General features: G+C 62.6%; 19 protein-coding genes, 1 tRNA gene and 3 pseudogenes. 4 read left to right on the plus strand and 19 right to left on the minus strand.

Going from position 1 to position 25,071, the window contains the following annotated elements; translation table 11 throughout:
* Positions 1-12 precede the first annotated feature (12 nt).
* Both M2339_RS11760 and M2339_RS11765 read left to right on the plus strand, forming a co-directional pair.
* Entirely contained in the window at positions 13-1,767 is a 1,755-nt protein-coding gene (locus M2339_RS11760; protein ID WP_264586499.1) for a PAS domain-containing protein, read from the plus strand.
* Between the two features lie 154 nt (positions 1,768-1,921).
* Positions 1,922-2,008 (plus strand) — tRNA-Leu (locus tag M2339_RS11765).
* A 255-nt stretch (positions 2,009-2,263) separates the two neighbouring features.
* Here the strand turns inward: M2339_RS11765 and M2339_RS11770 are convergent.
* From M2339_RS11770 to M2339_RS11785, 4 genes and pseudogenes are all read right to left on the minus strand, one after another.
* Positions 2,264-3,427, minus strand: coding sequence for a recombinase family protein (locus M2339_RS11770; RefSeq protein WP_319801113.1), 1,164 nt, complete (start codon positions 3,425-3,427; stop codon positions 2,264-2,266).
* Between the two features lie 6 nt (positions 3,428-3,433).
* Positions 3,434-3,937: pseudogene (locus M2339_RS11775) on the minus strand (recombinase family protein); the annotation flags it as partial.
* A pseudogene (locus M2339_RS11780) lies at positions 3,924-4,323 on the minus strand (DUF2924 domain-containing protein). The pseudogenes M2339_RS11780 and M2339_RS11775, both read right to left, overlap by 14 nt.
* Positions 4,320-4,841 carry a DUF3489 domain-containing protein gene (locus tag M2339_RS11785; RefSeq protein WP_264586498.1) on the minus strand — a complete coding sequence of 174 codons (522 nt, stop codon included), beginning with the start codon at positions 4,839-4,841 and terminating at the stop codon, positions 4,320-4,322. Before M2339_RS11785 ends, M2339_RS11780 begins: the two are co-directional and overlap by 4 nt.
* Positions 4,842-5,703: 862 nt before the next feature.
* Between M2339_RS11785 and M2339_RS11790 the strand changes: the two genes are divergently transcribed.
* Together M2339_RS11790 and M2339_RS11795 are read left to right on the plus strand one after the other, a co-directional pair.
* Complete coding sequence (locus tag M2339_RS11790; protein ID WP_264586497.1) at positions 5,704-6,897, plus strand: efflux RND transporter periplasmic adaptor subunit; 1,194 nt, start codon at positions 5,704-5,706, stop codon at positions 6,895-6,897.
* Entirely contained in the window at positions 6,894-10,121 is a 3,228-nt protein-coding gene (locus M2339_RS11795; RefSeq protein WP_319800998.1) for a multidrug efflux RND transporter permease subunit, read from the plus strand. The genes M2339_RS11790 and M2339_RS11795 overlap by 4 nt, the downstream gene beginning before the upstream one ends.
* Positions 10,122-10,716: 595 nt before the next feature.
* On the opposite strand, the gene M2339_RS11800 is transcribed toward M2339_RS11795, so the two are convergent.
* The 15 genes and pseudogenes from M2339_RS11800 to M2339_RS11870 form a co-directional block, all read right to left on the minus strand.
* A complete protein-coding gene (locus tag M2339_RS11800; RefSeq protein ID WP_319801114.1) occupies positions 10,717-11,133 on the minus strand; it encodes a CBS domain-containing protein in 417 nt (138 codons plus the stop codon).
* Positions 11,084-12,391 carry a transporter gene (locus M2339_RS11805; protein ID WP_264586496.1) on the minus strand — a complete coding sequence of 436 codons (1,308 nt, stop codon included), beginning with the start codon at positions 12,389-12,391 and terminating at the stop codon, positions 11,084-11,086. The genes M2339_RS11800 and M2339_RS11805 overlap by 50 nt, the downstream gene beginning before the upstream one ends.
* 49 nt (positions 12,392-12,440) lie before the next feature.
* Entirely contained in the window at positions 12,441-13,181 is a 741-nt protein-coding gene (locus M2339_RS11810; RefSeq protein WP_264586495.1) for a hypothetical protein, read from the minus strand.
* 2 nt (positions 13,182-13,183) lie between these two features.
* Positions 13,184-13,870 (minus strand): C39 family peptidase, encoded by a 687-nt coding sequence (locus M2339_RS11815; RefSeq protein ID WP_264586494.1) that lies wholly within the window; start codon positions 13,868-13,870, stop codon positions 13,184-13,186.
* 8 nt (positions 13,871-13,878) lie between these two features.
* Positions 13,879-14,226, minus strand: a complete 348-nt coding sequence (locus M2339_RS11820; RefSeq protein WP_264586493.1) for a hypothetical protein — start codon at positions 14,224-14,226, stop codon at positions 13,879-13,881.
* Positions 14,227-14,293: 67 nt separating this feature from the next.
* Positions 14,294-15,562 carry a hypothetical protein gene (locus M2339_RS11825; protein WP_264576803.1) on the minus strand — a complete coding sequence of 423 codons (1,269 nt, stop codon included), beginning with the start codon at positions 15,560-15,562 and terminating at the stop codon, positions 14,294-14,296.
* 240 nt (positions 15,563-15,802) lie between these two features.
* Positions 15,803-16,921, minus strand: a complete 1,119-nt coding sequence (locus M2339_RS11830; RefSeq protein WP_181558606.1) for a helix-turn-helix transcriptional regulator — start codon at positions 16,919-16,921, stop codon at positions 15,803-15,805.
* A 311-nt stretch (positions 16,922-17,232) separates the two neighbouring features.
* Positions 17,233-17,498, minus strand: a pseudogene (locus M2339_RS11835) (DksA/TraR family C4-type zinc finger protein).
* 57 nt (positions 17,499-17,555) lie between these two features.
* Positions 17,556-17,747, minus strand: coding sequence for a hypothetical protein (locus M2339_RS11840; protein ID WP_181558605.1), 192 nt, complete (start codon positions 17,745-17,747; stop codon positions 17,556-17,558).
* 356 nt (positions 17,748-18,103) lie between these two features.
* Complete coding sequence (locus M2339_RS11845) at positions 18,104-19,264, minus strand: alpha/beta hydrolase family protein (protein ID WP_264586492.1); 1,161 nt, start codon at positions 19,262-19,264, stop codon at positions 18,104-18,106.
* 3 nt (positions 19,265-19,267) lie between these two features.
* Complete coding sequence (locus M2339_RS11850) at positions 19,268-20,170, minus strand: VOC family protein (RefSeq protein WP_264586491.1); 903 nt, start codon at positions 20,168-20,170, stop codon at positions 19,268-19,270.
* Positions 20,171-20,182: 12 nt separating this feature from the next.
* Positions 20,183-21,298 carry an FAD-dependent oxidoreductase gene (locus M2339_RS11855; protein ID WP_264586490.1) on the minus strand — a complete coding sequence of 372 codons (1,116 nt, stop codon included), beginning with the start codon at positions 21,296-21,298 and terminating at the stop codon, positions 20,183-20,185.
* A 191-nt stretch (positions 21,299-21,489) separates the two neighbouring features.
* A complete protein-coding gene (locus tag M2339_RS11860; protein ID WP_264586489.1) occupies positions 21,490-22,395 on the minus strand; it encodes a LysR family transcriptional regulator in 906 nt (301 codons plus the stop codon).
* A gap of 120 nt (positions 22,396-22,515) precedes the next feature.
* Entirely contained in the window at positions 22,516-23,499 is a 984-nt protein-coding gene (locus M2339_RS11865; protein WP_264586488.1) for a creatininase family protein, read from the minus strand.
* Between the two features lie 27 nt (positions 23,500-23,526).
* A complete protein-coding gene (locus tag M2339_RS11870; RefSeq protein WP_264606355.1) occupies positions 23,527-25,071 on the minus strand; it encodes a carboxylesterase/lipase family protein in 1,545 nt (514 codons plus the stop codon).

Consider the following 25,071-nt stretch of genomic DNA (forward strand, 5'->3'; position numbering starts at 1 on the left):
GGGAATGCGACCTTGGCGATAGAATCGGGCGATCACAACGACTTCGCGGCTGAAAACGGGGATACCGCCGCTTCGGATGACAATCAGGGCACTGAAGCAGCCGAAGGCCGGGTGACCGTGCGCGGCAAGGATCACTGGCGTGAGCGCACCATCACAGCGCCGGGTCTGAGCGAACGGGGCAACGTGTTTTTCGCCGCGATCGAAATGACGCGGATGCCGATGATCCTCACCGATCCCAATCTGCCGGACAATCCCATCGTCTTTGCCAACAAGGCGTTTCTGGACCTCACGCTTTACGAAGAGAGCGAAATCATCGGGCGCAACTGCCGGTTCCTGCAAGGCGCCGAGACGGACCGCGAGCGGATCGCCGAACTGCGCGATGCCGTGGCGCGGCACGAGTCCATCGCGCTCGAAATCCTCAACTACCGGCGCGACGGCACGCCATTCTGGAACGCAGTGTTCATCGGCCCGGTCTATGACGTCTCCGGCAAGCTGCTCTACTTTTTCGCCAGCCAGCTGGACGTCACCAAGCGGCGCGAAACCGAGCAAGTGCTGCGCCAGGCGCAGAAGATGGAAGCGATCGGGCAGCTGACCGCTGGCCTTGCCCATGACTTCAACAATCTGCTGCAGGTGATCGGCGGCAGCCTGGAACTGGCCTCGAACCGCATCGAGGATGAGCGGGCCGGGCGGCATATCGAGAATGCCCAGCACGCCGCCGCGCGCGGGGCAAAGCTGACCGGCCAGCTGCTCGCTTTCGCCCGCAAGACGCGCCTCACGCCCCGATCAGTGGACGTGAGCGATTGCGTGCAGAGCTTCGTGCATGTGCTGGAGAGCGCGCTCGGCAGCGATATCGAGTTGCACCTCAGCCTACGGCGGGGCCTGCCGCGCATCCACGTCGATCCTGACCAGTTCGAGATGGCGGTGCTCAACATCGTGATGAACGCTAAGGACGCGATGCGCGGCGCCGGCGGGCTGGTGACCATCACGACCGGCAAGCTGCATCTCAACGGCGATGCTGCCGCCCGCCAGCTTCCGCCCGGTGACTATATCAGCCTTGAGGTGACGGATGAGGGGGAAGGCATGCCCGCCCATGTCGCCCAGCGCGCGACGGAGCCCTTCTTCACCACCAAACCCACCGGTCAGGGCACGGGCCTCGGCCTCGCCATGGCCAGCGGCTTCCTGCAGCAATCGCGGGGCCGGCTGGAGATTGAGAGCGAACAGGGCGTCGGCAGCACGATCCGCCTGCTCTTCCCGGTTTCCGTGCAGAATGACGAGGATGACCGCGCCGGCAACCCCGCCCCCATCACCGCGGCCGCGCCCGCGGATGGTTCCTCCGGCAAGGCCCATATTCTGGTGGTGGAAGACAGCCCTGAAGTCATGGCCCTGTCCCGCGAGATCCTTGAAAGCGCCGGCTATCGTGTCTCGACCGCCATCTCGGGCGATGAGGGTCTCAAGGCGCTGCAGAAGCTGATGGAGGCCGACCCGGTCGATCTTCTCTTCACCGATCTCGTCATGCCCGGCAGCCTGAATGGCATTTTGCTGGCGGAGGAAGCGGTGAAGCTGGTGCCCGGCATCGCGATCCTCATGACCACTGGCTATAATGAGCAGCTCGTCTCCGATGGCCCGCAGACCATCTCGCAGGATGTGATCGGCAAGCCCTATCGCCCGGCCGAACTGCTCAACAGGGTCGAGCAGGCGCTCAAGAACCGCGCCACCGCCGGCGATGCCCGCCGGCACCGCTCCGATTACGGCCACGCCGAAGCCTGATCGAACGGGCCGGCTGACGAGGGCACGGGCGTAAGACGATCTATTCTCACGCGCGGTACATGAACGCCACCGAGCATCTGGCGTTTCCTAAAAAGGTGAGATATAGGCGCGCCAGCCATCCCCGCAGCGCGCTGCATCAAGGGGTTCGCGCCGTGCGGGCGTGGTGGAATTGGTAGACGCAGCGGACTCAAAATCCGCCATCCGCAAGGATTTGTCGGTTCGAGTCCGACCGCCCGCACCAGACAGTCCGTAATTCTCCGAGATTTGTGAGCCGCGCTTTGACCGTGATAAAACTGGCGCAGAACTGCGCCATTTTGGCGCTGGCACTTCGCGAACTGAGGTCTGCAGACCAAGCACGCGGCCACCGTTGGCCATTTATGCCCCTTTATCTCAGTTGTCACTTTCCAGACCTCATGACCGGTCGGCGCCGCGCGGCATCGAACAAAAACGGCCGGAGGACATCCGGCCGACGCTTTCCCTAGATGGGTGACGGAAGTCAGCTGCAGCCGAGCAAAGCCCGCTGCTCACTCCAGCTAATCGGCAGATCGATGCTAAGCAGTCTTTTGGTCGTAAGCGATACTGGCTGACTGCCCTCGATGCATTGGGCAACGATGTCCGGCGCAAGTATCGCGATCCGCATCAGCTGCGCGGAACGCTTGCAGCACTTGCCCTGCGCGTCGGCAAGTGATGCCAGACTGTGCCCAGGGGAACTCAGCAGCGCTTGATGCAGCGCACGCGCCTCAGCGATCAGCGCGACCAGCGGCTTGTTGACCGTGTCAGCCGAACGATCCTGCGAGTGGCCAATGATTAGGCGAACATCCTTGCCCTGCCGAATGCGGATCGCCCGGCTGGTCAGTTGCACCGGGTGATCGTGCACCAGCTGATCGACCCGCAGGAGGGACCGCAGCTTGTCCCGGTGGAGTGTGAGAGTGATGCTCTCCTCTGCCATGTCGATTCGAGCGAGGAGCATCGTCAGCATCGCCGCACGCCTGGATGCTTTGCCTACATCGACTGCAGCTTGGGCTGCCTTAGCCATAGCATTGACCGCATTGGCCGAACCCACGAGATCCATGATCGTCCTACGATCCATGAGCCAGCCCTTCAGGCGCTCGATGACGATCCGTTCGATCTCCGGCGCGCTGACCCGCCATGGTTTTTCGCTGCTGCCGATGAGCGCGTTGGGATGGGTTACATAATAGCGATAGCGCTTGCCGGCCTTGGCCGTGTGGCTGGGCGACATTTTGCGCCCCTCCCCATCGTGGATCAAGCCGGTGAGCAAGCTGCGCTTGGGAGACCGCTTGTATGTTGGGTTGTTGCGTCCCTCTTCCCGCTGGCGCTGTACCGCATCCCAAAGTGCCTCATCGATGATGGCGTCGTGCTGGCCGTCATAGACCGCGCGCTTGTGCACGACCTTGCCGCGATAGATGGCATTGCCCAGCAGATGGGAGAGCGCGCCGCGGCTGAACGCAATGCCGCCCCGGCCTTGAAGCCGCCTGGTGCGATAGCCATCGCGCAACAACTCTTCGACCAGGGCCTGCAGGGAGCCCAGCGCAAGATAGCGGGTCATGATGTGGCGGACCTGGCTCGCCTCGGCCTGGTTGATGACCAGCGCCCTGTCCTTCACATCATAGCCAAGCGGGGGATTACCGCCCATCCACATGCCCTTCTTCTTCGAGGCGGCGATCTTGTCGCGGATACGCTCACCGGTCACCTCGCGTTCGAACTGGGCGAAGGAGAGCAGCACATTGAGGGTGAGCCGTCCCATGCTACTCGTGGTGTTGAACGCCTGCGTGACCGAAACGAAGCTGGCGCCCCGGGCATCGAGGATCTCTACGATGCGGGCAAAGTCCGAGAGGGCTCTGGTCAGGCGATCAACCTTTTAGACCATGATCACGTCGATCTTCCCGGCTTCCACGTCGGCAAGCAGGCGGACCAGCGCGGGGCGATCCATCGACCCACCGGAGTAGCCGCCATCGTCATAGGCGGTCTTGACCAGAGACCAGCCTTCATGGCGCTGGCTGACGATGTACGCCTCACAGGCCTCGCGCTGGGCATCGAGGCTATTGAACGCCTGCTCCAGCCCTTCCTCGCTGGACTTGCGGGTATAGACGGCGCAGCGTACAGCACCGCGCGGTCCTTCAGTGAGCTTGGGCCGCCTAGCCATGATCATGCAGCCCGAAGAAGCGGGGACCCGACCAGGACGTTCCGGTTACCGCGCGGGCAATGGCCGAGAGCGACCGATAGCTGCGCTCTTCCCACACATAGCCATCTTCAACCACGGTAACGCTGATGCTACGCCCGTTCCACTGCCGCACGAGATGCAATTCCGCTTTTGAGGGTGACGCTCTCCTTGCCGGCAGCAAGGCGACGGAGGGCCTGGCCATGGGAGGGCGACAGCCCTCCCATGGTTTTCTCCTGCAGCGCATAGCCGAGCAGTCGGCGCAGCAGATCGGCGCTGACGCGCGGCGGCTCTGAACCCATTGACGATCGCCATTGATCACGCAGCTCGCCCAACGACAGCGCCGCCAGAGCATCAAGGCGTGCCTCCAGGCTCATGCCGCAGCGCTTTCGACCAGACGATAGCAGGCGCGCTCACCGCTCTTGTCCAGCGTGATCCCATGGCCCTTCTTGCGCAGGCCGGTGAGCGGCGCGCGGGTGCTGTGCGGCAGCCAGCCGGTCATGCCGACCAGCTCATCAAGCGATGCGCCCTCGGCGCGGCGGAGCAGATCCAGCACCTGCTCTGATTTTGACCGTGTGCGGTTCGGTGGCGTGACGACGGCCGCGGTAGCAACAGTCTCAGCCTGAGCATTCTGCTCGCTGTCCAGGCCGATCGCGGCACGGCCCGCTTGCGTAATGACAAGCGCGAAGCGATCATCACCCTCTTCCCGCCAGACCTTGGGCAGATCGGAGGTCGCGGCTTCCTCGACCAGTCCGCGCTTGATCAGCGGCGGGATGACCTTGCGGATCCGGCCTGCCTGATCGGCGAGGTGATCGGGCGGTGGCAGCAAGCTGCCATCATCCCGCTGGGCAGCAGCGGACAGCAGGACGAGTTGCAGATCGTTGAGCCTGGTCATGGGTGGTCTCCTCTTGCGGAGCAGCACTGCGCTGCTCCCACCACCCAGAGCCCTGTCGACCAAGCCGGCAGGGCATCTCCGCAGCATTGCGCCGCGGCTCGACCAGCACCAATGCTCGGTGTCAGGAACAAGTCCAGTCGAATGTGCGCCCTCAGCAATGAGGAAAGCAGCTGTTCGTTTAGCCGGATCGCGCACCTGCTTTGGGAGCAGAGTTTCGCGACTGCTTTGTTGGACAATCTGGACAGTCCGCTTTCAGGAGCTGAAAAGGTGATAGCGGACGTGCATTCGGCTGAACCCTGATGACGGCTACCGACCAAACCTGGTCGTTCAGATCCGGCGTAACGGACGTCTGCTCCAAGCAATAGCAGTCGTTCGGGCCGCATCATTCCGACCGGCGGGACGCGCAAACATATCACGTCAATGACGTGCCAGTTCCCTGTCCAGCGCCTTATTACCATTGGGCCGAGACACCAACACAGTTCTGACCGATGCTTTTGATGCACGCTCAACATGAGGGGTTGGCCGCCTTTCCGCTCTTAGGAGACAGTGAGATCTGACCTCTGGCAGAGATAGCGTAGGTGCAGGAAAGGTGCGTGCCCGTTTTGGAGGATGAGCGCGTCGCGCTGCGCAACCGCGCCTTGCACCGTTATTTCGCTAGGCGCGTGCCCGTCGGTGAGGTGAAACATCTGATGGAGGATGTGCTCGCCAGCACAACTGTCAGAAAAGCCCTCAGATCGAGACGTTGCAGGGCGCTCATTCGCAGGCCAATAGTTGCTTTCGTCCACTATGAGGTGCTGCTAGGACGAGCAGATATAAGCGCTGGAACACAGAATTTTTGCAGTCTGCGCGGAGGGATGGACGAATGAGGGGGAGCCACAGCGCGGTAGCGCGACCTGAGGAATGGCATGGCCGCAGGATTGCTATCTCGCAGTTCCCCCGCAACCAGCGCACTTTTCTAATCGCTTTTGCCCTTCACGCTTTGGCTGCCTGCTCGGAAAAAGCGCCACCGCCGCCGCCTACACCGCAAGTTATTATCGCAAAACCCTTCAGCCGCAATGTGGCCGATTGGGTCGATTATGCAGGACGTTTTGAAGCGGTGGACGCCATCGATGTGCGTCCGCGAGTCTCTGGCTTGCTGCAATCGGTTCACTTCAAGGACGGGCAGTCCGTCACGCGCGGACAATTGCTCTTCACGCTCGATCAACGGCCCTTCGCCGCAAGACTGGCGCAAGCTCGCGCCGGCGTCGCCCGTGCGCAAGCGGCGCTCGCCAGAACCTCGGCTGATTATAAGCGCGCGACGGCCCTGATCGGCGATGGCTTCATCAGCCAGTCCCTGGTCGATACCCGCCTTGCTGATTGGGAGCAGGCGGCCGCTGAGCTGGCCAACGCCCGCGCCGTCGCTCAGGCCGCATCGCTGGATCTCTCGTTCACGCGCATCACGGCGCCAGCAAGCGGGCGGGCATCCTATCGCAGGCTTGCAGCAGGCAATCTGGTCTCGGCCGAGCAGACCTTGCTCACCACCATCATGACACAGAACCCCATGCGCTTTGTGTTCGATGCGCCGGAGCGTGCTTTCCTGCAATTCCGCCGGGCTCGTGAGAGTGGCGCTGTCGTGCGGATCCGCCTTGAGGATGAAACCGAGTTCAATTGGGCCGGTCAGATCGAGATGCTGGACAATGCGCTCGATCGAAGCTCCGGCACCATCCGCGGACAAGCGCTCGTACAGAACCCCACCGGCTTGCTCACCCCCGGCATGTTTGGAAGGATGCGCTGGACTTTGGGCGCGCCTAGCCCTGCACTGCTTGTTCCAGAGAAGGCGATCATTGTCGATCAGACCCGTCCGACCGTATTCGTCGTCGGCAAGGATGGTCTGATTGCCCAGCGCATTGTGGAGCTGGGCAATATAGCGGACGGCCTGCGGGTGATCCGCAGCGGCCTCGCGCCCGGCGAGCAGGTCGTCATCGCCGGCATGCAGCGCGCGCGAGTGGGGCAGAAGGTCGTCGCCAAGCTAGGCAAGATCGAACCTGAGCGGCCCGCACCGGGAGCGACCAAGTGAGCGCCGCCAACGCGCGGATGAGCTTCTCGCATTTCTTCATCGCGCGACCCATCTTTGCTTGCGCCTTGTCGCTGTTTATTCTGCTCGTCGGCATCATTAGCTATTGGCGCTTGCCGGTCGACCAATATCCAAAAATCTCGCCGCCGGTGGTCAGCGTCACCGCCGTCTATCCCGGCGCCTCTGCCGAGGTTATGGCGGACACCGTTGCAGCCCCACTGGAGCAACAGATCAATGGCGTGGACAACACGCTGTATGTGAGTTCGACCGCGATTGCGGATGGCCGCGTGACGATCAACATCAGCTTCCAGATCGGCACCGATCCTGATTTGGCGCAGGTGCAGGTGCAGAACCGCGTGCAGACCGCGCTGCCCCAGCTGCCGCAGGAAGTGCAAAATCTCGGCGTGACGGTGCGCAAGGCGCAGAACGACACACTGATGATCGTCCACATGCTGTCGACTTCACCCAGTATCGATCGCGAATATCTCGCCAACTACGCAACCATGCAGGTGCGCGAACGGCTGCTCCGCCTGCCCGGCGTGGGCGATGTCGGAACATTCGCTTCACGTGATTATGCCATGCGCATCTGGATCGACCCGGACAAGGCAGCCGCGCGCGACCTGACCGTGCAAGAGATATTGGCGGCGCTGCGCGGCAACAATATCCAGCTTGCGGCGGGAACGGTTGGCGGCGCGCAAATGAGCCAGAATCCCGGCCCTACCCAATATAATCTGAATGTTCAGAGCAAGCTCAACCAGCCCAAAGAGTTCGAGCAAATCATCGTCAAACGCGATGCGCAAGGGCGCGTCACCCGCATCGGCGACATTGCGCGGGTGGAGCTGGGCGCACAGACCTATTCGATCAACGCCTATCTCGATCAGGGAGAAGCCTATCCCCTAAGTGTTTCGCAGGCATCGGGCGGCAATGCACTCCAGACGGCCAACGCCGTTCGCGAGACGATGAAGGAACTCGCCAAGAGTTTCCCGCCCGGCATTTCCTACCGGATCGTATTCAACCCCAGCCAATATATCAGCGATTCCGTGAACAAGTTACGCGACACGATGGTCGAGGCGGTCATTCTCGTTGTGATCGTCGTCATATTGTTCCTGCAAAGCTGGCGCACCGCCATCATCCCGTTGTTGGCCATACCCATCTCGCTAGTCGGCACCTTCGCTGTCATGGCGGCGGCGGGCTTCTCGCTCAACAACCTCTCGCTGTTCGGGCTGGTTCTTTCCATCGGGATCGTGGTGGATGATGCCATCGTCGTGGTGGAAAATGCCGAGCGCCATATTCGCGCAGGCGTTTCCCCGCGCGAGGCGGCGTATCGGACTATGAATGAGGTGGGGCGCGCGCTCATCGGCATCGCGCTGGTGCTGGTGGCCGTGTTCGTGCCGACCGCCTTCATGGGCGGCGTCACGGGGCAATTCTACAAGCAGTTCGCACTGACGGTGACCGCCGCAACCGTCATCTCGCTCATCGTGTCGCTTACCCTCTCGCCCGCCCTGTGCGCGCTGCTACTGCGCCAGCATGACAGTGTCCCGCCGCGCACCGCCATCGTGCGTTGCCTGCACCGGAGCGGCGAGCGCTTTACGATGATGTTTGACCGCTTCGGTCAAAGCTATGGCAGGCTCACACGGCGCTTGCTGCGTATGATGGGCCTCGTCTTCATCCTCTATATCGGCTTGCTGTTGCTCACCGGTTGGCGGCTCTATGACACGCCGCGCGGTTTCGTGCCTCAGCAGGATCAGAGCCTCGCCGTCGTCGCGATCAATCTGCCGACCGGCGCCAGCCTTGCACGCACCGATGCCGTCGTGCGGCAGGCCATCGATGTCATGCTGGAGACACCGGGCGTTCAGGCAGCCTCCGTCTATGCGGGCGTGGATGCGATGGGCATGTCCGTCCAGTCCAGCGCCGGACAGCTTTATGCCATCATGGAGCCGTTCAGCGAGCGGTTGCCCAAGGGACTGACCGCGGACGTCATCGTCGCCGACCTGCGCAAGCGCTTCTCGAGCATGACCGAGGCGGACATTCGTCTCATCATGCCGCCACCGGTGCGCGGCCTTGGCACGGCGGGCGGCTTCCGCCTCATGGTGGAGGACCGTGGCGGGCACGGCTACGCGGCGCTCGATGCTGTGACACGCGATCTCGCCGCGGCGGCCGCTGAAGAGCCCGCCATTTCCCAGAGCTTCACTAATTTCAACATGCGCAGCCCGCGCATCGCGGTGGAGGTGGACCGCGATAAGGCCGAGATGCTCGGTGTGGAAAGCCAGGATGTTTATGCCGCGCTCCAGACCTACATGGCGGGCTCCTACGTCAACAACATTACCCTGCTTGGCCATAGCTTCCAGGTGATTGCGCAAGCGGACCCGGCCTATCGGGAGAATGCGGACCTGCTGGGGCAGATAAAAACGCGCTCGGCGTCCGGCACGATGGTCCCGCTCGACGCGGTCGCTAAGCTCACGCCCTCGACCGGGCCGTATCGCGTTCAGCGCTACAATCTCTATCCATCGACCGATATTCAGGGCGAGGCAGCGCCGGGCTATTCCTCCGGCGAGGCGATGGAAGCGATGGAACGGATCGCCGCTCAGCGCCTCCCCGCGGGCTTTGGCTTCGAGTGGACGGACTTGGCCTATCAGCAGCGTGTTGCGGGAGGCAGCGGTGAACTTGCCTTCGGGCTGGCGATCATCTTCGTGTTCATCGCGCTAGCGGCATTTTATGAGAGCCTGACGCTGCCGCTCGCGATCATCATGATCATACCGCTCTGCCTGCTCTCCGCCATTCTGGGCGTGAACCTGCGAGGCGAGGACAATAATATTCTCACGCAGATCGGCATGGTGGTGCTGATTGGCCTTGCGGCGAAAAACGCAATTCTGATCGTGGAATTTGCACGCCAGGCCGAGGATGAGGGCCTGTCCTGCCGGGAAGCCGCGATCATCGCCGCGCGCATCCGCCTGCGTCCGATCCTCATGACCTCCTTCGCATTCATCGCCGGCGTGGTCCCCCTCGCTTTTGCCACAGGCGCCGGTGCGGAATTGCGCCAAGCGCTGGGAACAGCCGTCTTCTACGGGATGATCGGCCTGACCCTGCTCGGCCTCATCTTTGCGCCAATCTTCTATGTGGCCTGCAGGATGCTCGGCGACCGGGTTTCAGGCACAATGGAGCGTCGACGCGCAAGACGCGATCTTGATGTGTCTGACACTGCTGTTGAGAAGATCTCGCGGGAGTGAGCCCTTTCGCTGACTGAGGCCACTAGCAACTCGACTTCACATCATCTGCTGATATGGCCACGACCTTGGAATGCTCAAGCCCCCTGTGTCCGCGATACTCAAGCTCTCTACCCCCGGTTGTGCTTCCCCAGAGTAGATGTAGATCAAATCGTGAACGTTTCAACGGTCCTGGGCGAGTAATTCACGAATTTGTGGAAAGCGGCTCAGCGGTTCGATGAATTAGGTGTCGTCTGTCAGCAGCGCTGCTCTAATCCCAGCTCACGGGCCTTCCAGGCGGCAAAGCATTATTGCACTCGTTACTTCCCAAAGGTAGGCAATCAATACTCGCTCTTCAGGTTTAAGAGGCGCGGTATCGAATGCATTTGACACCAAATAGATGATCCACTGCTGACTGCAATGTCCCACGATCCGCGTTCGCTTCCTGCGACAGTCGATCAAAGCCGGTCGTTGGGGTCGGCCTACTTGAACGACTGCTCCAGCCAATAGCAGTCATTCGGGACGTTTCAGCCCGCCCTGAGAGACCCGACCCAATTCGAGACTTTGGCTTCGGAACTGTGCATCCCGACAGCGGACGTTCGATCAGTGCTAAGTCATTTTAACGGCCACGGGTGCGTTTCGCCTCATTTCCGATCCGTCGCGCCTTCAACAAATCGTGTCGCGATAGAATACCGATCACCTTGCTGGTGATCGGGTCGATGATCGGAACACGCCCGACGCCCGTCGCGACCATGAGATCGGCCACCACACCAACCGGTGCCTGCGCGGTTGTAAAGGGCTGTGACGCATCCGAAACGACATCAGACAAAGCCACGTCTCCCGGTGCGCTTTCAACTTGCCAGCGCAGCGCGTCGGATCTCGATACCAGACCGAGCAACCGCCCTTCTTCATCTATCCCTGGATAGCTGCGGTGCCTGGCCGTGCTCCCGAAAATGCGATCGTCTCGCCAACTACTTTCCGCGGCGTCACCTGCCCCTCGACAACACGAACGGGATGCGCAGCACCGTGCGCAGATCGGTGGCGTCTTCGGTCGCCCCCACCTCGACCGACCAGTTCAGCGTCGTGCGGTCCGTCGCGCGGTAGCTTACGCCGAACAGCAGGCGGCCGATCTGGAGATCGCGCGCCGTCTGCACCTGCGGGTCGCCCCAGTCCATCGTGGGCATCAGCAGGCGCTGCGTGGTGCGCGTGCCGAAGGACCAGCTGTGCGCATAACCCAGGTTGAACGAGGTGCGTTGGTTCAATGATACGCCGATCCCCATGCTGACGGATATCGCGTCTCCCGGCTTCACATAGGTGATACGCACCGGCGGGATGACCGTATCGACCCCGTGACCGAAATTGCGGGTGTAGCCAATGGAGCCGAACAGGACGGCGGGGTCACTGGGCAGAATTGCGGTCAGGCTCGGCGTCACACCCCAGAAGCCGGACCCCGTGGCCGCACGGGTCGCGCGGCCCAGCGTATCCCGAGAGATGTCGAACGGGTCGGTGCCGGTGGGCACCACAACCTGCAAATTGCCGATCAGGAACGGCCAGCCGCCACGCGCAGAGCTCAGCTGATAGCGCGCCGACAGCTCAAGGTCGCCAATCCCCCGGCCGCTGGTACTGCTATCGATGGTCGCCGCATCGGGATCGCCCGTCGTGCCCTGAATCGGGGCCAGCACCGACTTGTCATTGCGATAGACGAACGGAAGACGGGCGCCGATCTCGACATTGCCGAGGAGCCCATAACGCAGGCCGGCGGATGCCGTGAGCACGTCCTGCCGGCTCTCGTTGATGTCGAACACGCCAACGAGCACGGACTCCACCACTTCGATGCCGCGGAAAAGCGCACGGTTGCGGTCGGCCCGCGCATAATCGAGCTGAAGCTCGGCGGTGAGCTGACCGCGCCGGGTCACGACGCTGCCTTGCTCTCCCAGCACCGCGACCTCGGGCGGGCGATCGATATCCGGTGGCGCTTCCCCCACGGGGCCAGCCGGGGTCTGGGGCGCACCATTGGGCGCGCGCGGCGGCGGGGCAGCGTTGCTGGCGGACTGGACAGTTTGCGGCGGATTTGCTGCCGATGGCGCCGCCGTTGCGCCACTTGGTTGCGCATCCATGGCAAGGCGCTGCTCCAGCGCGCGAATACGCGCCTCCTGCGCTTCCAACTGCTGCTGCTGCCGGGCGATGAGGCTGAGCGCCTGCTTCAGTTCGGGGCTGGCTTTGCTCGACTGTGGCAGCGCGGTGCCCGTTGGCTGGGCCCATGCCGGTGATGCAGCCAGTGCGCCGCCAAGCATTGCCACTCCCCCCAGGAGCCGACCTATTCTGGTCATTTGTGTCCTTCCTTCAACGAATAAGATCCCGCGTCGCGTCAAGCGCCATGCTGTCGATCCTCGGCATGGCCGAGCCGACGGTCGCGGGCGTGGCGTTCATCAGATCGAGGTTGATCGTCGTGCTGGTCTCGATCGCACGGTTGTTACCGCTGTTGAGGAGCACACTGCCCAAGGCCAGCCCAAACACGTGGCTGACCTCCAGATCCTGCTGCGACAAGGTCACCTTGAAACCGCTGCCTAGCCGATCGAGCCCGACCGTGCCGTTCTGGGTTTGCGCGCGATCGCCCGGGCCTAGCGGGAGTGGTGTCGATCCATCGGGGCTGAGGCCGATCTCCGCCTGCTCGCCCGTACTCACGGTGACGGCGCCGACGCTCGGACGATAGCTCCGCTCGACGAGCGAGACACCGCTCTCGCGGTCGAAACTGACCCAGACATCACCCGGGTTGCCCGCGTGTTGCGAGGGGCCGCTGGTGCCTGGCGCACCGGACTGCCTTGTCGACTGTGGCGCGTATATGGCAAGGCGCGGCGCGCCCTGGTCGACGGTGAAGACACTGCGCAGGAGCAATTGCCCGTCGACGCTCGTATCGGTCTGTACGGCCATGGCGACTTCCACACCGTTGGGGAGGAGGAATTTGCCGCGGCTTTCGGCAAGAACATCCTCCGGCACCGGCGCGTGTCCCTCGACCGGCGGTTGCGCGAAGACGGGGTTGCAGAGGACAACTGCTGCAACGGCCGAGATGAGATGGCGGTTCATGGCTAGAAGTCCCTCATGAAGGGCGCAGTCAAAGCCAGTGCTTGCTGGCTGAGCGGCTGAACGAATGCGGCGCCGACCGGTGCGCGGGAGAAGGCCGCCCACTGCCGATCCCCATTAAAGGCGCTGCGCCCCACCGCAGTATCCTCGCCGATCACGAAATAAATGCCGTTCCAAGCGCGCTGGAACGCGGGTCGCGACATGGTGCGCAGACCGAGCGCCGGATCTCCGATCAGCAGCTCCTCCGCGCTGATGCCTTTGACCACGACGAAATGGCGATAGCCGTTCGCCTCGATCAACGCGATGCCGGGCACGCCTGCCGCAGCGACTTGGTCGAGCGAGACCTTGTATCCGTCCGCGCTGAGGCCGGCATTGGCAAGATAGCGCTTCATGTCGAGCAACGAAAAGCCGAGCCGGGTAATCTGCGCGCGGTCTCCCACGCGCCACATGCCGTTGAACACGTCGGCTTCCGCCCTGCTCCGGCGATAATGATAAGTCAGCAACGTGGCGAGCGCAGCCGAACCGCAACTGAAATCAAATTGCTGCCGAACGACCGTCAAAAAACGCCGGTCCTCGAACGACGTGACAGGCGGCGTGACATCGCCGAGACCCGCCGCTCCGAGCTGGAACGTCGGCCCTCCGCTCACCTGCGCACTGCAGCCGGAGAGCAGCATGAGTGCGGCAAGGAGCATGCGCGCCATTATTGTGCGGGCAGCAGGGCGATGTTGACGTTCATCGAAGCATTGATCGCGACGTTGTTGCCGGAATTGGCATTGATGATCGAGAGGCCGGAAAGGTTCTGGAATGCGTTCCCATCGATGGCCACCGCCCCGGTCACGGAATTGCCGCTCACGCTGCTGTCCGACACGGCGGTAACATGCTCGGACTGGGCGATCTGGTTGAGATCCGCGCGGCCTGTCACCTGCTCGAGCGTGGCGACGTCGACGGGCGGCGCCGCGCCCTCAAATGGCGGTTGCGCAAGGGCAGCCGAGGCAAAACTGCCCGACAAGGTCACAAGCCATGCCCGGCGGAATAGAAATCGGTTCATGCATCCTCTCCCTTTATGATGTAAAAAGACTGGCCGGCGGTGGAGATCGCCGGCCAGTTGGAGAGGCTTAGCGAAGCGTGATGTCGCCCGCGGAGACCGCCACGCTCACCGACGCGTTCTGCGATGCGCCAACGCCGGTGTTCTGGTTGACCGCCTGCATGCCAGCAAAGTTCTGGAATGCGCTGCCACCCGTGCGGATGCTGTTATCAGCCACCGGGGACTCGCCGCCACGACCGTCGAAGCTGACGCTCACGCCCGTGACATAGCTTGAGAGGTTGGCGCTGGCGACCAGGGCGCTGTCACCGAAGACGGAATCCGACTTGGCGGAACCGGCTGCGGTATCACCGCCGCTGAAGGCCCAGCTGTGATCGGAATTGTCCGAATTGTCTTCCCAGCTGTTGTTGCTGGCCACGGTGTTGGTCGAGCTGTCATCCTGAGAGGACATGTCGCGGCTGTCGGTTGCCGTGCCGCCATTGTTGGCCGCAACCTGCGCGCCCGAAGCGGAGCTGTTGTCCGACATGTCGTGCGTGGACGAGTCATTGCCGCTGTCGGCCGTGTTCACCGAATTATTGGACATGTCGTTGCCGCTATCGGCGACGCTGTTGTCCGTGGACGTGTTCGTGGTGGTGTTCGACGTCCAGGCGCTGTTGCCGCTGTCGCTCGTGCTGGTGTTACCGCTGTCGGCGGTGTTCACCGAGTTGTTCGACATATCATTGCCGCTGTCGGAGACAGTGAGGCTGTTGTCGGACATGTCATTGCCACTGTCGGCAATATCGACGCTATTGTCGGTGTTGGTCGTGGCGTTGGACGTCCAGGCCGAGTTGCCGCTGTCGCTCGTCGTGGTTGTGGTGTTGCCACTGTCAGCGGTGTTCACCGAGTTATTCGACATGTCGTTGCCGCTGTCTGCCACATCGACGCTGTTGTCGGTGTTGGTGGTGGCATTGGAGGTCCATGCCGAATTACCACTGTCGCTGGTGGTGGTTGTGGTGGCGCTGTTGCCACTGTCCGCCACACTGTTGTCCGTGTTCGTGGTGGTGTTGGCCGTCCAGGCAGAATTGCCGCTGTCGGACGTCATCGTGTTGCCGCTGTCGGCGGTGTTGACCGAGTTGTTCGACATATCGTTACCACTGTCGGCAACGCTGTTATCCGTGTTGGTGGCCACGTTCGTGGACGTGTTTGCGGTCCAGGCGCTGTTGCCGCTGTCGCTGGTGGTGGTGGTGGATTCGGCCATCCAGCTGTTGTTGCCGCTATCGCTGACGGTGTTGCCGTCCTGCGCCAGCGCGGGCGATGCCGCGATAAGCGCGGCGGCCGAGGCCGTGATCAGTAGAGTTTTCATCGATTGTCGTCCTTTCAGGGTTCCCACGCCGCCCTCGGGGCTTTCCCCGATCGACGCATCGACTCCGCCTCCGCGGAGACCCACCCTGAATAGGTTAACGGCGAATTAACCTTCACCCCCACCGAACTATCTCTTCCCCCCTCATAGCGCTGTATGAGTAACCCTCATTTGGGGGTGAGTGTGATAATTGTGAAGACGAACGAAAGTCTCAGAATAATAAGAGGGAATCGGGCTTCTGAATCAGAGGGCGGAAAAATGACCCAATGATGTTCGAGCAATGCTCGATAACATCACCCTGATAAGATCAGATTGCCGATGGGTGGCCGTTTTTCCGAAGATTTGTTTCAAATAACTTCGCGCGGTGGCCTCCGCGATTTTCATCCGGGCGGCAGCATCATTCAGTGCGAGGCCGCAAACCAGATGGTGGACCAGCTGACCCTCGGTCTTGGTGAGGCGATAGGCGTCGCAACAGCGCTGGAGCGCCAGGGTTACGTCCGTGTCCGAATCATAAATGCACAGGACGAAAGAAGGATCCGCGGAAATTTCCGGGCGCGTGAATGTCGGCGATAAAAGGGCCATGAGAGGCCGGCGATAATTCTTCCGGCTCAGGCTGATCAGCACCGCTTCGCCATCGTGCGACGCATGGTCCATGGCCGCGTGCAGCTTGGTGGTCTCGCCGCGATTGACGGCAACAAGCGAATAGCGCGACTTGTGCACCACATCCCGCTTCTGGAACATCAGCGTGGCGACGGCATTCTCGCCGATCACCGCGCCATGGCCGTCAAGAATGATAATCGCCACGTCGCTCAGGTCGAGCGCCGACTTATAGGCGATCAAGGCGCGCTGCTGGCTTCGCGCATGCAGCCAGAGACGAAAATAGCCCGCAAGCACGGGCTGCAGCTTCTTGGCCATCTGTTCGGCGGCGAGCCGCTGGACCATGTTGGCATGGCGGTAAAGCGCCGTGAGGATCAGGCGCAGCCCGCCATGTTCTGCCACGGCCAAGGTCATCGCACGCTTCGCTTCCTCGACCTGCGTCAGTTCGTGCCAAGCAACACGCGCACCTTGGCCGGTGTAATGAAGCGCGTCGGTATCTTGGCAGGCGATCGCCACCGCCAAGTGCGGATCGGAGAGCAGGGCGCGATTGGGGCTCACTCGCGCAAGCAGCTCTGGGCTGTTGTCGTCGCGATGAAGGGAAAGAACCGCCTCGTCCGCAAAGACGCGACCGGCGAACTTGCTTAGTATCCAGTCCAGATCGTCTGCAACCCGGTCAGATTGTCCGTCCTGATCGATCGGGCGCCCACCGTCCGGTTCTGCAAATATGTGGTCTGCAGCCACCTCGGTCTTCGATATTGTGACCATTCCTCCCCCTCAGCCCACCATTGTATGGCATGCGCGTTAACCACAATGCGTGGGGGGCTGATTTGGCTCCGCTATCGCGGGATTGAGACTGCCCCGATTTGGTACATATCTGAAATTTGAGGATTTCATGCCGGCAATGCCCATCAATAGCCGACCATCCGGTATTGGGGACGCTACAATTCGGCGAAACGACATTTGGGTTATTAATGAACGGCCGCTTCTGAACTCCAGCATTTGTACGCTAAATGTTTGCTAAATTGGCGACTGCGGCCAGCAGTGCCTCGATGGCGTGAGATTTTGACCGATCACCATCAGCGCAGTTGGCTATCCTTACTGCCGCGCCGGTTGATGCAAGGAAAAAGCCCGGTGCTTGTCGCGGCCAGACTGGCAGGCCACGCATGTCCGGGCACCGGGCAGAGCTTCGCGGCGTGCCTGCGGGATTGGCTCTCCACCTTCCCTCACAATCGGCGCGACCCGAACCTGCCGGCATACGAGCACGCGCTGTTGCCAGCGCGTCTTTCACGCTGTCCTCGATTTGGTTCTGAACAGCGCCCTCGAGCGCCCAGCCATTGGCCATGCGTACTCGATCCTGCGCAATTGGAGGTTGAGGGACCGTTATAGGAATGCAGCGGCCTCATTTCATCCTCGCAGCGTCTTCGGACAGTCCTCCGCTGGTGCGCAGCAGTCTCACAATGCCATTATAGGCGGCGTGCAATCCCTCATTGCGCCCAGTCTCATGGTCCGATCCTGCCACTTCCCAGAACGCGACCAGCCATCCGTCCGGGCAGCGCTCGCGCAGCACCCACAGCGCGAGCGCGACCCCCACGGGTCTCTACCTTGCCCGTCGCGGCCGTTGCGTCACGCAAAACATTCAGCGCGCGCTCGATAGTCCTCATATTGTGGGATGCATCCGCAATGGAAACCCTGGATAAAATGCGTTCGATGTCTTCCTGACTCTCGGCCGTGCCGAAAGGAGGCGAGCCTGCGCCGGTCCGCTCTAAAACCTTAAACGATTTGCACCGACAATAGACCGACCCGCCGTACCTCGCAGAACTTAGTCCCCTTATCACGCTCCCAACCTGCTGGATGCGGAAACAAGACATTCTAATAAGAGGCATGGCGACTTGCGAAAACGACGGGCGGCGGGAAGCGACGTCAGCACCCGACGAAGTTCCTTTCCGTTCAACCTGTGTGGCCACCCAGCGTCTCGGCGAACCAGTCAGCAATATAATCGCGCCCGTAAGACATATTGTCGGCGCCGACATGCTCCACCCCGCCTTCGCGCTCGGTGAAGATCTTGAGTTCGCGCCGGGGGCTGTTGACCAGTTGCGCGTAGCAGTCATGGGCATATTCCACGCTGATTTGGCGGTCATGTGCGCCGTGGGTGACCAGGAAGGGCACGCGCACGCCATCCATGCGGCCATTGAGGTTCATCTCCTCGGATTTAGCGAGGAAATCCTCCATGTCTGTCGCACCGAATGCCCAGAACACATGCGCCCAGTAGTGCGGTACGGGGTTCTCGCCTTCGCGGCGGATGCGCTTGTCCTGCACTTCCCGCCAATTGTGGTTGGCGCCCCAGCAGGCACCGCTGGCGAAGCGCGGCTCGAAGGCGACGGCGCGCGGCGCGAAGTGGCCGCCGAGCGAGATGCCCGTCATGCCGATGCGCTTGGGGTCGGCATCCGGCTGGGTCTCCAGCCAGTCGACGGCTTTTGATGCCCAGTTTTCGCTGTGCGGATCGACCGGCAGATTGTGCAGCCGCAGCGCCTCGCCGGTGCCGGGCTGATCGACGCAGAGCGTGGAGACACCGCGTCGGGCCAGCGCCTCGGGCAGGCGCGACCAGTAGAGCAGTTCCTTGCAGCTATCGAGGCCATTGCAGTAGACGACCACCGGCCGCGGCCCCTCGCCGGGCGCCCGCGTGTAGAGCGCCGACATCATGCTGCCATCGCCGAGCGGGATCTCCACCCGTTCGCGGTTGATCTTGCCGAGATCGGTCGATTGGGCGAAGATCGACAGCGCCCGGGCGTAGGTTTCCTCGCGCCCCGGGGAGCCATGGCCCTGCATCCGCTCCGCGACGAGCAGGTAGAGCGCAGCCCGCTCCAGCTTCTCGGATGCCGAGATGGCCCGGCCCTTGGCGATATCCTCATCGGCGAGGCTGACCAGCGTATCCGCCACGCGTACCCATTGCGCCATGAACTGCGGCGTACCGGCGTCAGCGCCGCTGGCGGCGGCATCCTTGATCGGCTGGCACATATCCACGATTTCGCCGATGCGCCCGCCGCTCTCCAGCGCGATGGCGACCGAGAGGTTCCAGATGTAGTTGGGGAAATATTCGAACAACGCCACCGATCAGGCCTCCACTGCCACGAACAGGCCGGGATTGGCCTCCGGATGGGGCATGGTCTGCGGACCGCCGACGCCGATCCCCCACTGATCCATCACGCGCGGCGCGGGCACATGGACCTTGGGCTCATGCGTTTCGAAGTCCACGTCTTCCAGTTCAGCCGTATATTCAACCGCGAAGCCCGAGGGCGTGACAAAGTAGGAGAAGGTATTGTCGCCGGCCGTATGGCGCCCCGGCCCCCAGCGAATATCGGTCTTGTTCTGCTTGAGGCGGCTGATGCCCGCCATCATGCCGTCGACATCGGTCATGTCATAAGCAACGTGATTGAGGCAGGGCGGCCCAGGCAGCAGCGCGATGCGGTGATGCGCGCTGTTGCAGCGCAGGAAGCACATGAAGTCGCCAAGCCAGTCGGAAACCTTGAAGCCCAGGACATCGCAGAAGAAGCGCACGGCGGCCTGATGATCCGGCGAATGCAGCACGATGTGGCTGATCTTGACCGGTAGGCCTTCCCAGCGCGTGATCTCGCGCGCCTCGCCACGCGCGACATCGGACGAGACCTCTATCAGCAGGCCATCGGGCGTGAAGAAGCGGAAGCCATAGCCGCCGCCGGGCGTGGTCAAATCCTGCGGCTCGCTCACCAGCTTGGCCGCCGAGGCCCGCACCCTTTCGCACAGCGCATCGACATCGGCGCGGCTGTCGGCAGCCAGGGCGATCACATCGACACGGTTCTCTTCGCTCGGCCGCAGGCGGACGACATGATGCTCGTCATGCCCCTGCGTCTTGAACCACGCCATGCCATCGTCGCTGGGCACGCGCTCAAGGCCCCATTGGCCCTCATAGAAGCTGGACTCGGTGGCAAAATCGGTGACGGCATAGCCGACATAGCGAATTTCAGTGACGCGGCTCATCTTCAGTTCCTTTCAAATCGGCTCGGCGGTGCGCTCGAACATTTCGGCGGTGGCCTTGGCGTTGTCGACAGGCGGGCCTTTTCCGATCTGGCCCATGCAAATGGCGAGGCTGGCGCGCACGATGTAGGCGCAGCGCTCGAAGCGGCGATCATGATAAGCCGCGAACGCTTCTTCGACGGAGGCGTGACGGGCCAGTTCCTCGGCCAGCACGATACTGTCCTCAATCGCCATGCCGGCGCCCTGCCCCAAATGCGGCGTGGTGGCGTGGACGGCGTCGCCGATCAGCACCACCCGCCCCCTGCTCCACGGGCCTTCGACCAGCATGCCTTCCAGCGGACGATAGACGACCTCCTCGTCATCGACGATCTGCTCGGCCAGCGCCTGCAAGGCCGGGGCGCAGCCGGCGAGCTTGGCGCGCATCGCTGCAGCCAGGCCCTCGCGCGGATACCAGGGATTGCCCGGCTCCGGCGTGGTGACATACAGATACATGAGGTCCGGGCTGATCGGCACGAGACCGGCGCCAATCGGCCCGTTATAGACCTGCAGCGCATCGAGATCGGCCGGGCGCGGGAGATTATAGCGCCACACGGCCTGCCCTGTGAACTGCGGCTTTTCTGCGTCCGGCAGGATCATCTCACGCGTCTTGGAAAAGACGCCATCCGCGCCGATCACCAGATCGAAACGGCCTGCGCTGCCGTCTGAGAACGCCACCTCGACGGCGTCATCCCCGTCGCTGATCGCTTGCGCCGTCACGCCCAGGCGAATCTCGGCGCCGGCGCTTTGTGCCGCATCGCCCAGCACCTTCTGGAGCTGCCTGCGGCCGACGCCCAGATTGGCGGGATAATCCGGCAGCAGGCGCGGCGATGGCACCCGCGCCACCTGAACGCCATTGGGCGCGAACACCTCGACGGCATCGAAACCGACGCCGGCCGCGGCATAGTCGTCCAATATGCCCAGCATGTGCGCCGCGCGGAGGACATTGCCCTGCTGGATGATGCCGACCCCATAGACGCTCCAGCTGGGATCACGCTCGATCACCGTTACGGAGAACCCCTGCTTGCGCAGCGCGATGGCCGAGGTCAGGCCACCAATGCCGCCGCCGATGACGAGAATGTTCAGGCTCTGCATGGTCTATGTCCGATGATTATGTTGATGAGAGGGGCGAAGCGCGGATGCAGGCACAGCATGTGCGGCAGCTTTCGACCTCCCTCTCCGCGCGCACGGCAGCCCCGAAGCGGGCCTTGGGCCTGTTCTATCGCTGCGCAGAAAATCTGAAAAATGAATTGTTCAGATACAGTTCCATCCAGATTATGGATAGGTCATTCGGTGTGGAGGATATGGTGCATCTGCCGCACCAGCCAAAGGATCCCGGCGTCATTCGCACGGGCGGCATGATATTGGACCATTTCCCGAAGCGGCGGCAGGCCAAGGGGGTCCGGGCGCACGACGATCGGCAATTGATCGATAAAGGCATCCGCGAGCCGCTTCTGCAGGAAGGACACGCGCATCGTCCCCACGATCAGGCTGGGCACGCTGGAAAAGCTGTTCGTCGTGAGTTCCGTGCGCTGCTTGTCCTGATGCGGAAAAACCTGCTGCTCCGCAAAAGTGCTCTCGCGCGACTGGCCGAAGCGGACGGCGACATGACCCAGCGAGAAGAGCGTCTCGCGATCCAGCGGCCCTGCCAGCGCTGGATTGTCCGCCCAGCCGATGACGACATGCTCGTCCTCCAGCAGCATCTCACTGGGGTGCGCGGGGGAGAGATATTGCTCGGGGCAGATGACCAGATCGACCTCGCCCTTCTCAAGAAAGCTCGTCGCATCGGGCCCCGTCGGATAGACATCAATGCGGATACCCGGCGCGATCGTCCCGAGGCTGCGCATCAGCGGGCCGATCAGCACTGTCATCATATAATCCGACACGCTGATGCGGAACCGACGGTTAGAAATGGCCGGATCGAACGTGCTGGAGGTCGACAGGATCTGGTCCGCCTGCTCGATCAACTGGGAGACCAGCGGCTGGAGGCTCTCGGCATAAGCGGTCGGGACCATGCGGCGGCCGACCTGGACCAGCAGGTCATCCGCAAAATATTCGCGCAGACGGGTCAATGCCGCGCTCATGGCCGGCTGGCTGATATTGACCCGCGCCGCGGCACGCGAGACGCTGCGTTCATCGAGCAATACGCTGAGCGCGTAGAGCAGGTTGAGATCAAGGCCCTTGAACCGCATGGCCGGACCCATCTCATGTCGGCAGCGCACTGGCCAGCGCAATCCCTGCCAATTGTTGGACAGCGCGCATTTGATTGTGGATCGCCCCGCCGTTCTCAGACGGGGCGATGCCGTCCGCCTTTAGCGCCTCCTGCCGGGCAGAAGATCGCCATATTTCTTCTCGAGCTTCTTGGTGAACTCGTCGCGCTTGCGCAATTCGGTGAGCAGGCCGTTGACGTCAAAGGCGGCGACTTGAGAGCGAATAAGGTCGGCCCCCTCCCGCCCCCACTGCGCGCGCTCCTGTTCGGTAACCGGCTTGACGAAGCCCCCGTGCAGCACCGCATCGGGATAGAAACTGCCGGCAGGCGTGCCGCTGAACGGAGGGACATACCGCGACACGGCACTGGGATCGCGCTCGATCTCATGCTCAGGTTGGCTGAGGCCGACCGGCATATCGTTGAGACGGCCGACCAACTGATAAGCGCCATAGCTCACCAGGTTGCGGCCATTGGGCGGACCGTCACCGAAGCCGGGGCGCGGCTGACCCGGCTCCGACTTGCGGACCATGTCCGTCCCCATCCACAGCACCGGAACATGCTCTTCATCGAAAATTTCGCGGACCAGCGGCAGCATGGTCTGCTGGGACGGGCCGTGCGAGGTAAGGAAAATGATGCGGCGGAACCCCTGACGAATGAGCGAGCGGGTCAACGCTTTGAGGTACGGCAGACTGTCGGATGTCGAGACATACACCGTGCCCCGGCTGGTCGTCGTCCCGCCCGGATAGAAATAAGCGAGGTAGGGCATCACGAGCCCGTCGGCTTTCTCGGCCAGTTCCTGCGCATAAGCGAGCGGAATGACATATTCGACATCCGTTGGATTGCCGCCATTCTGCTCGACCGGGCCAACTGGCACGAAAATGACATCGTTGCGCTTGAGATAGTCTTCCACTTCCCACCCGGTCAGCGTCGTCATCAAACGCGAGCGCATCTTGGGTGCCGGCTTTGCTGCTGTCTGCTGCGCGCCGGCCTGGCTCTGGGCCAGCGCAGGCGCGGCTCCCGAGAAAAGCAGCGCGGCCAGACCGGCCAGGGACAGCGCTCTTACGGCAGGCTCAAATGGTCGCTTCATAACATCCTTGCTCCTCGTTGATATCGATCAGGGGAAAAGCCGGCAGATCTCGCCGCGCAGATCCGTCCCGAGTTCCACCGCGCCGGGGTGATCCGAGGAGAACCGCGCATAGGCGCGGCGATCCTTCTGGTAGGCCGGCCAAACGGGCAGCTTTGCGCCATTTGGATTTCCGGTCTTGGCGAAATTGGTCCAATATTCGACCATCAGATCAGAGAGACGGCGGTCGGCCGCCTTGTAATCGGCAGCCGAAAACCCCGTGGTCAGCAGATTGCCGAACACATAGGGCACCTCGAACGAATGCGCAGCGCCCCGCGCCTCACGACCGGGCACGAACTGCTCGAACTGATAGTGCCAGACCGGCCCTCCCGCTCTTGCCGATGCTGCTGCGATCTGCACGGCGCCGCAGCGAAAGCTGCTGTCGGTCGAGAATTGCTCCGCCACCGTTCCCATCAGGCGATCGGGCGCCGGCGGCATCGCGGCGGACAAGCCATAAGCCGCGCGGGCCGCAGCCGCATTCGCACCGAACGCGCTGGCCATCGCAGCATCGAGCTTGTCCGGCGGCAGAACCGCCAGCCCTTCCCGCGCGTTGCTGCCGATCAGCAGCGGGATGGGCTTGCGCCGCTGGTCAGAGATGGCGTCCGTGGCGGCGCGGGTGATGATGTAGCCATCCTGCACTGGCGAGAAGCGCGCGCCGGATTGGCCAGCCGCCTGCGCCATCTCGATGACCGCCGCCGTATCCAGGCCACGCAAGGCCGATAGCGGGAGGCCGTTGGCGAAGCTCTCGCCCTCCCGCTCCGCATCGGCCATATTGAGGGGCGCAATGCTGCTACGCGCCGCGCCGCTCTGGATGATGGCGCGCGCGAACAGCCCGTCCGTCACATCGGAGGTCACCAGATCAAGAACGCTGGCGCCGCCGGCCGACTGACCAAACAGAGTGACATTGGCCGGATCACCGCCGAATTGCGCGATGTTCGCCGCAACCCATCGCAGCGCGGCGATCTGGTCTTCCAATCCGAAATTGCCGGAGGATTTATGGAGCGATTCTGCTGTCAGCTGTGGATGCGCGAAGAAGCCGAACGCGCCGAGCCGATAGTTGAGCGTGACCACGATGACCCCGTGCCGGGAGAGGGCAACACCATCATAGGTCGGGCTACTGCCCATGCCGTTCTGAAAACCGCCGCCATGGACCCAGACCATGACCGGCAGCTTTGGATCCGCCGACACATGTGGCACCCAAATGTTGAGGGTCAGGCAATCTTCGCTGCTGATGCTGGATACCGCGGTTTGCCCGCGCAGCGGCGCCTGAGCACAGGGTGGACCATAATGGTCGGCCTGCTTCACGCCGGCCCAGGCGCGCGGCGGGGCCGGTGATCGCCACCGCAGCTCTCCGACCGGCGGCGCCGCATAGGGCACGCCCAGATAGGCTGCCCCGGTTTCGGTGGCGACGCCCTGAATTTGCCCCTGTGCCGTCGCGACATGCAGTGCCGCCAGCCCGGGCAACTGAGCGTGAAGGAGGGAGGCAGATGAGAGCTCCAGACCCAGAATTGTCAGGCTCGTGCCGAGCCGTTTCAT

The sequence above is a fragment of the Sphingobium sp. B2D3C genome, from assembly GCF_025961835.1.
In the GTDB taxonomy this organism is placed as follows: Bacteria; Pseudomonadota; Alphaproteobacteria; order Sphingomonadales; family Sphingomonadaceae; genus Sphingobium.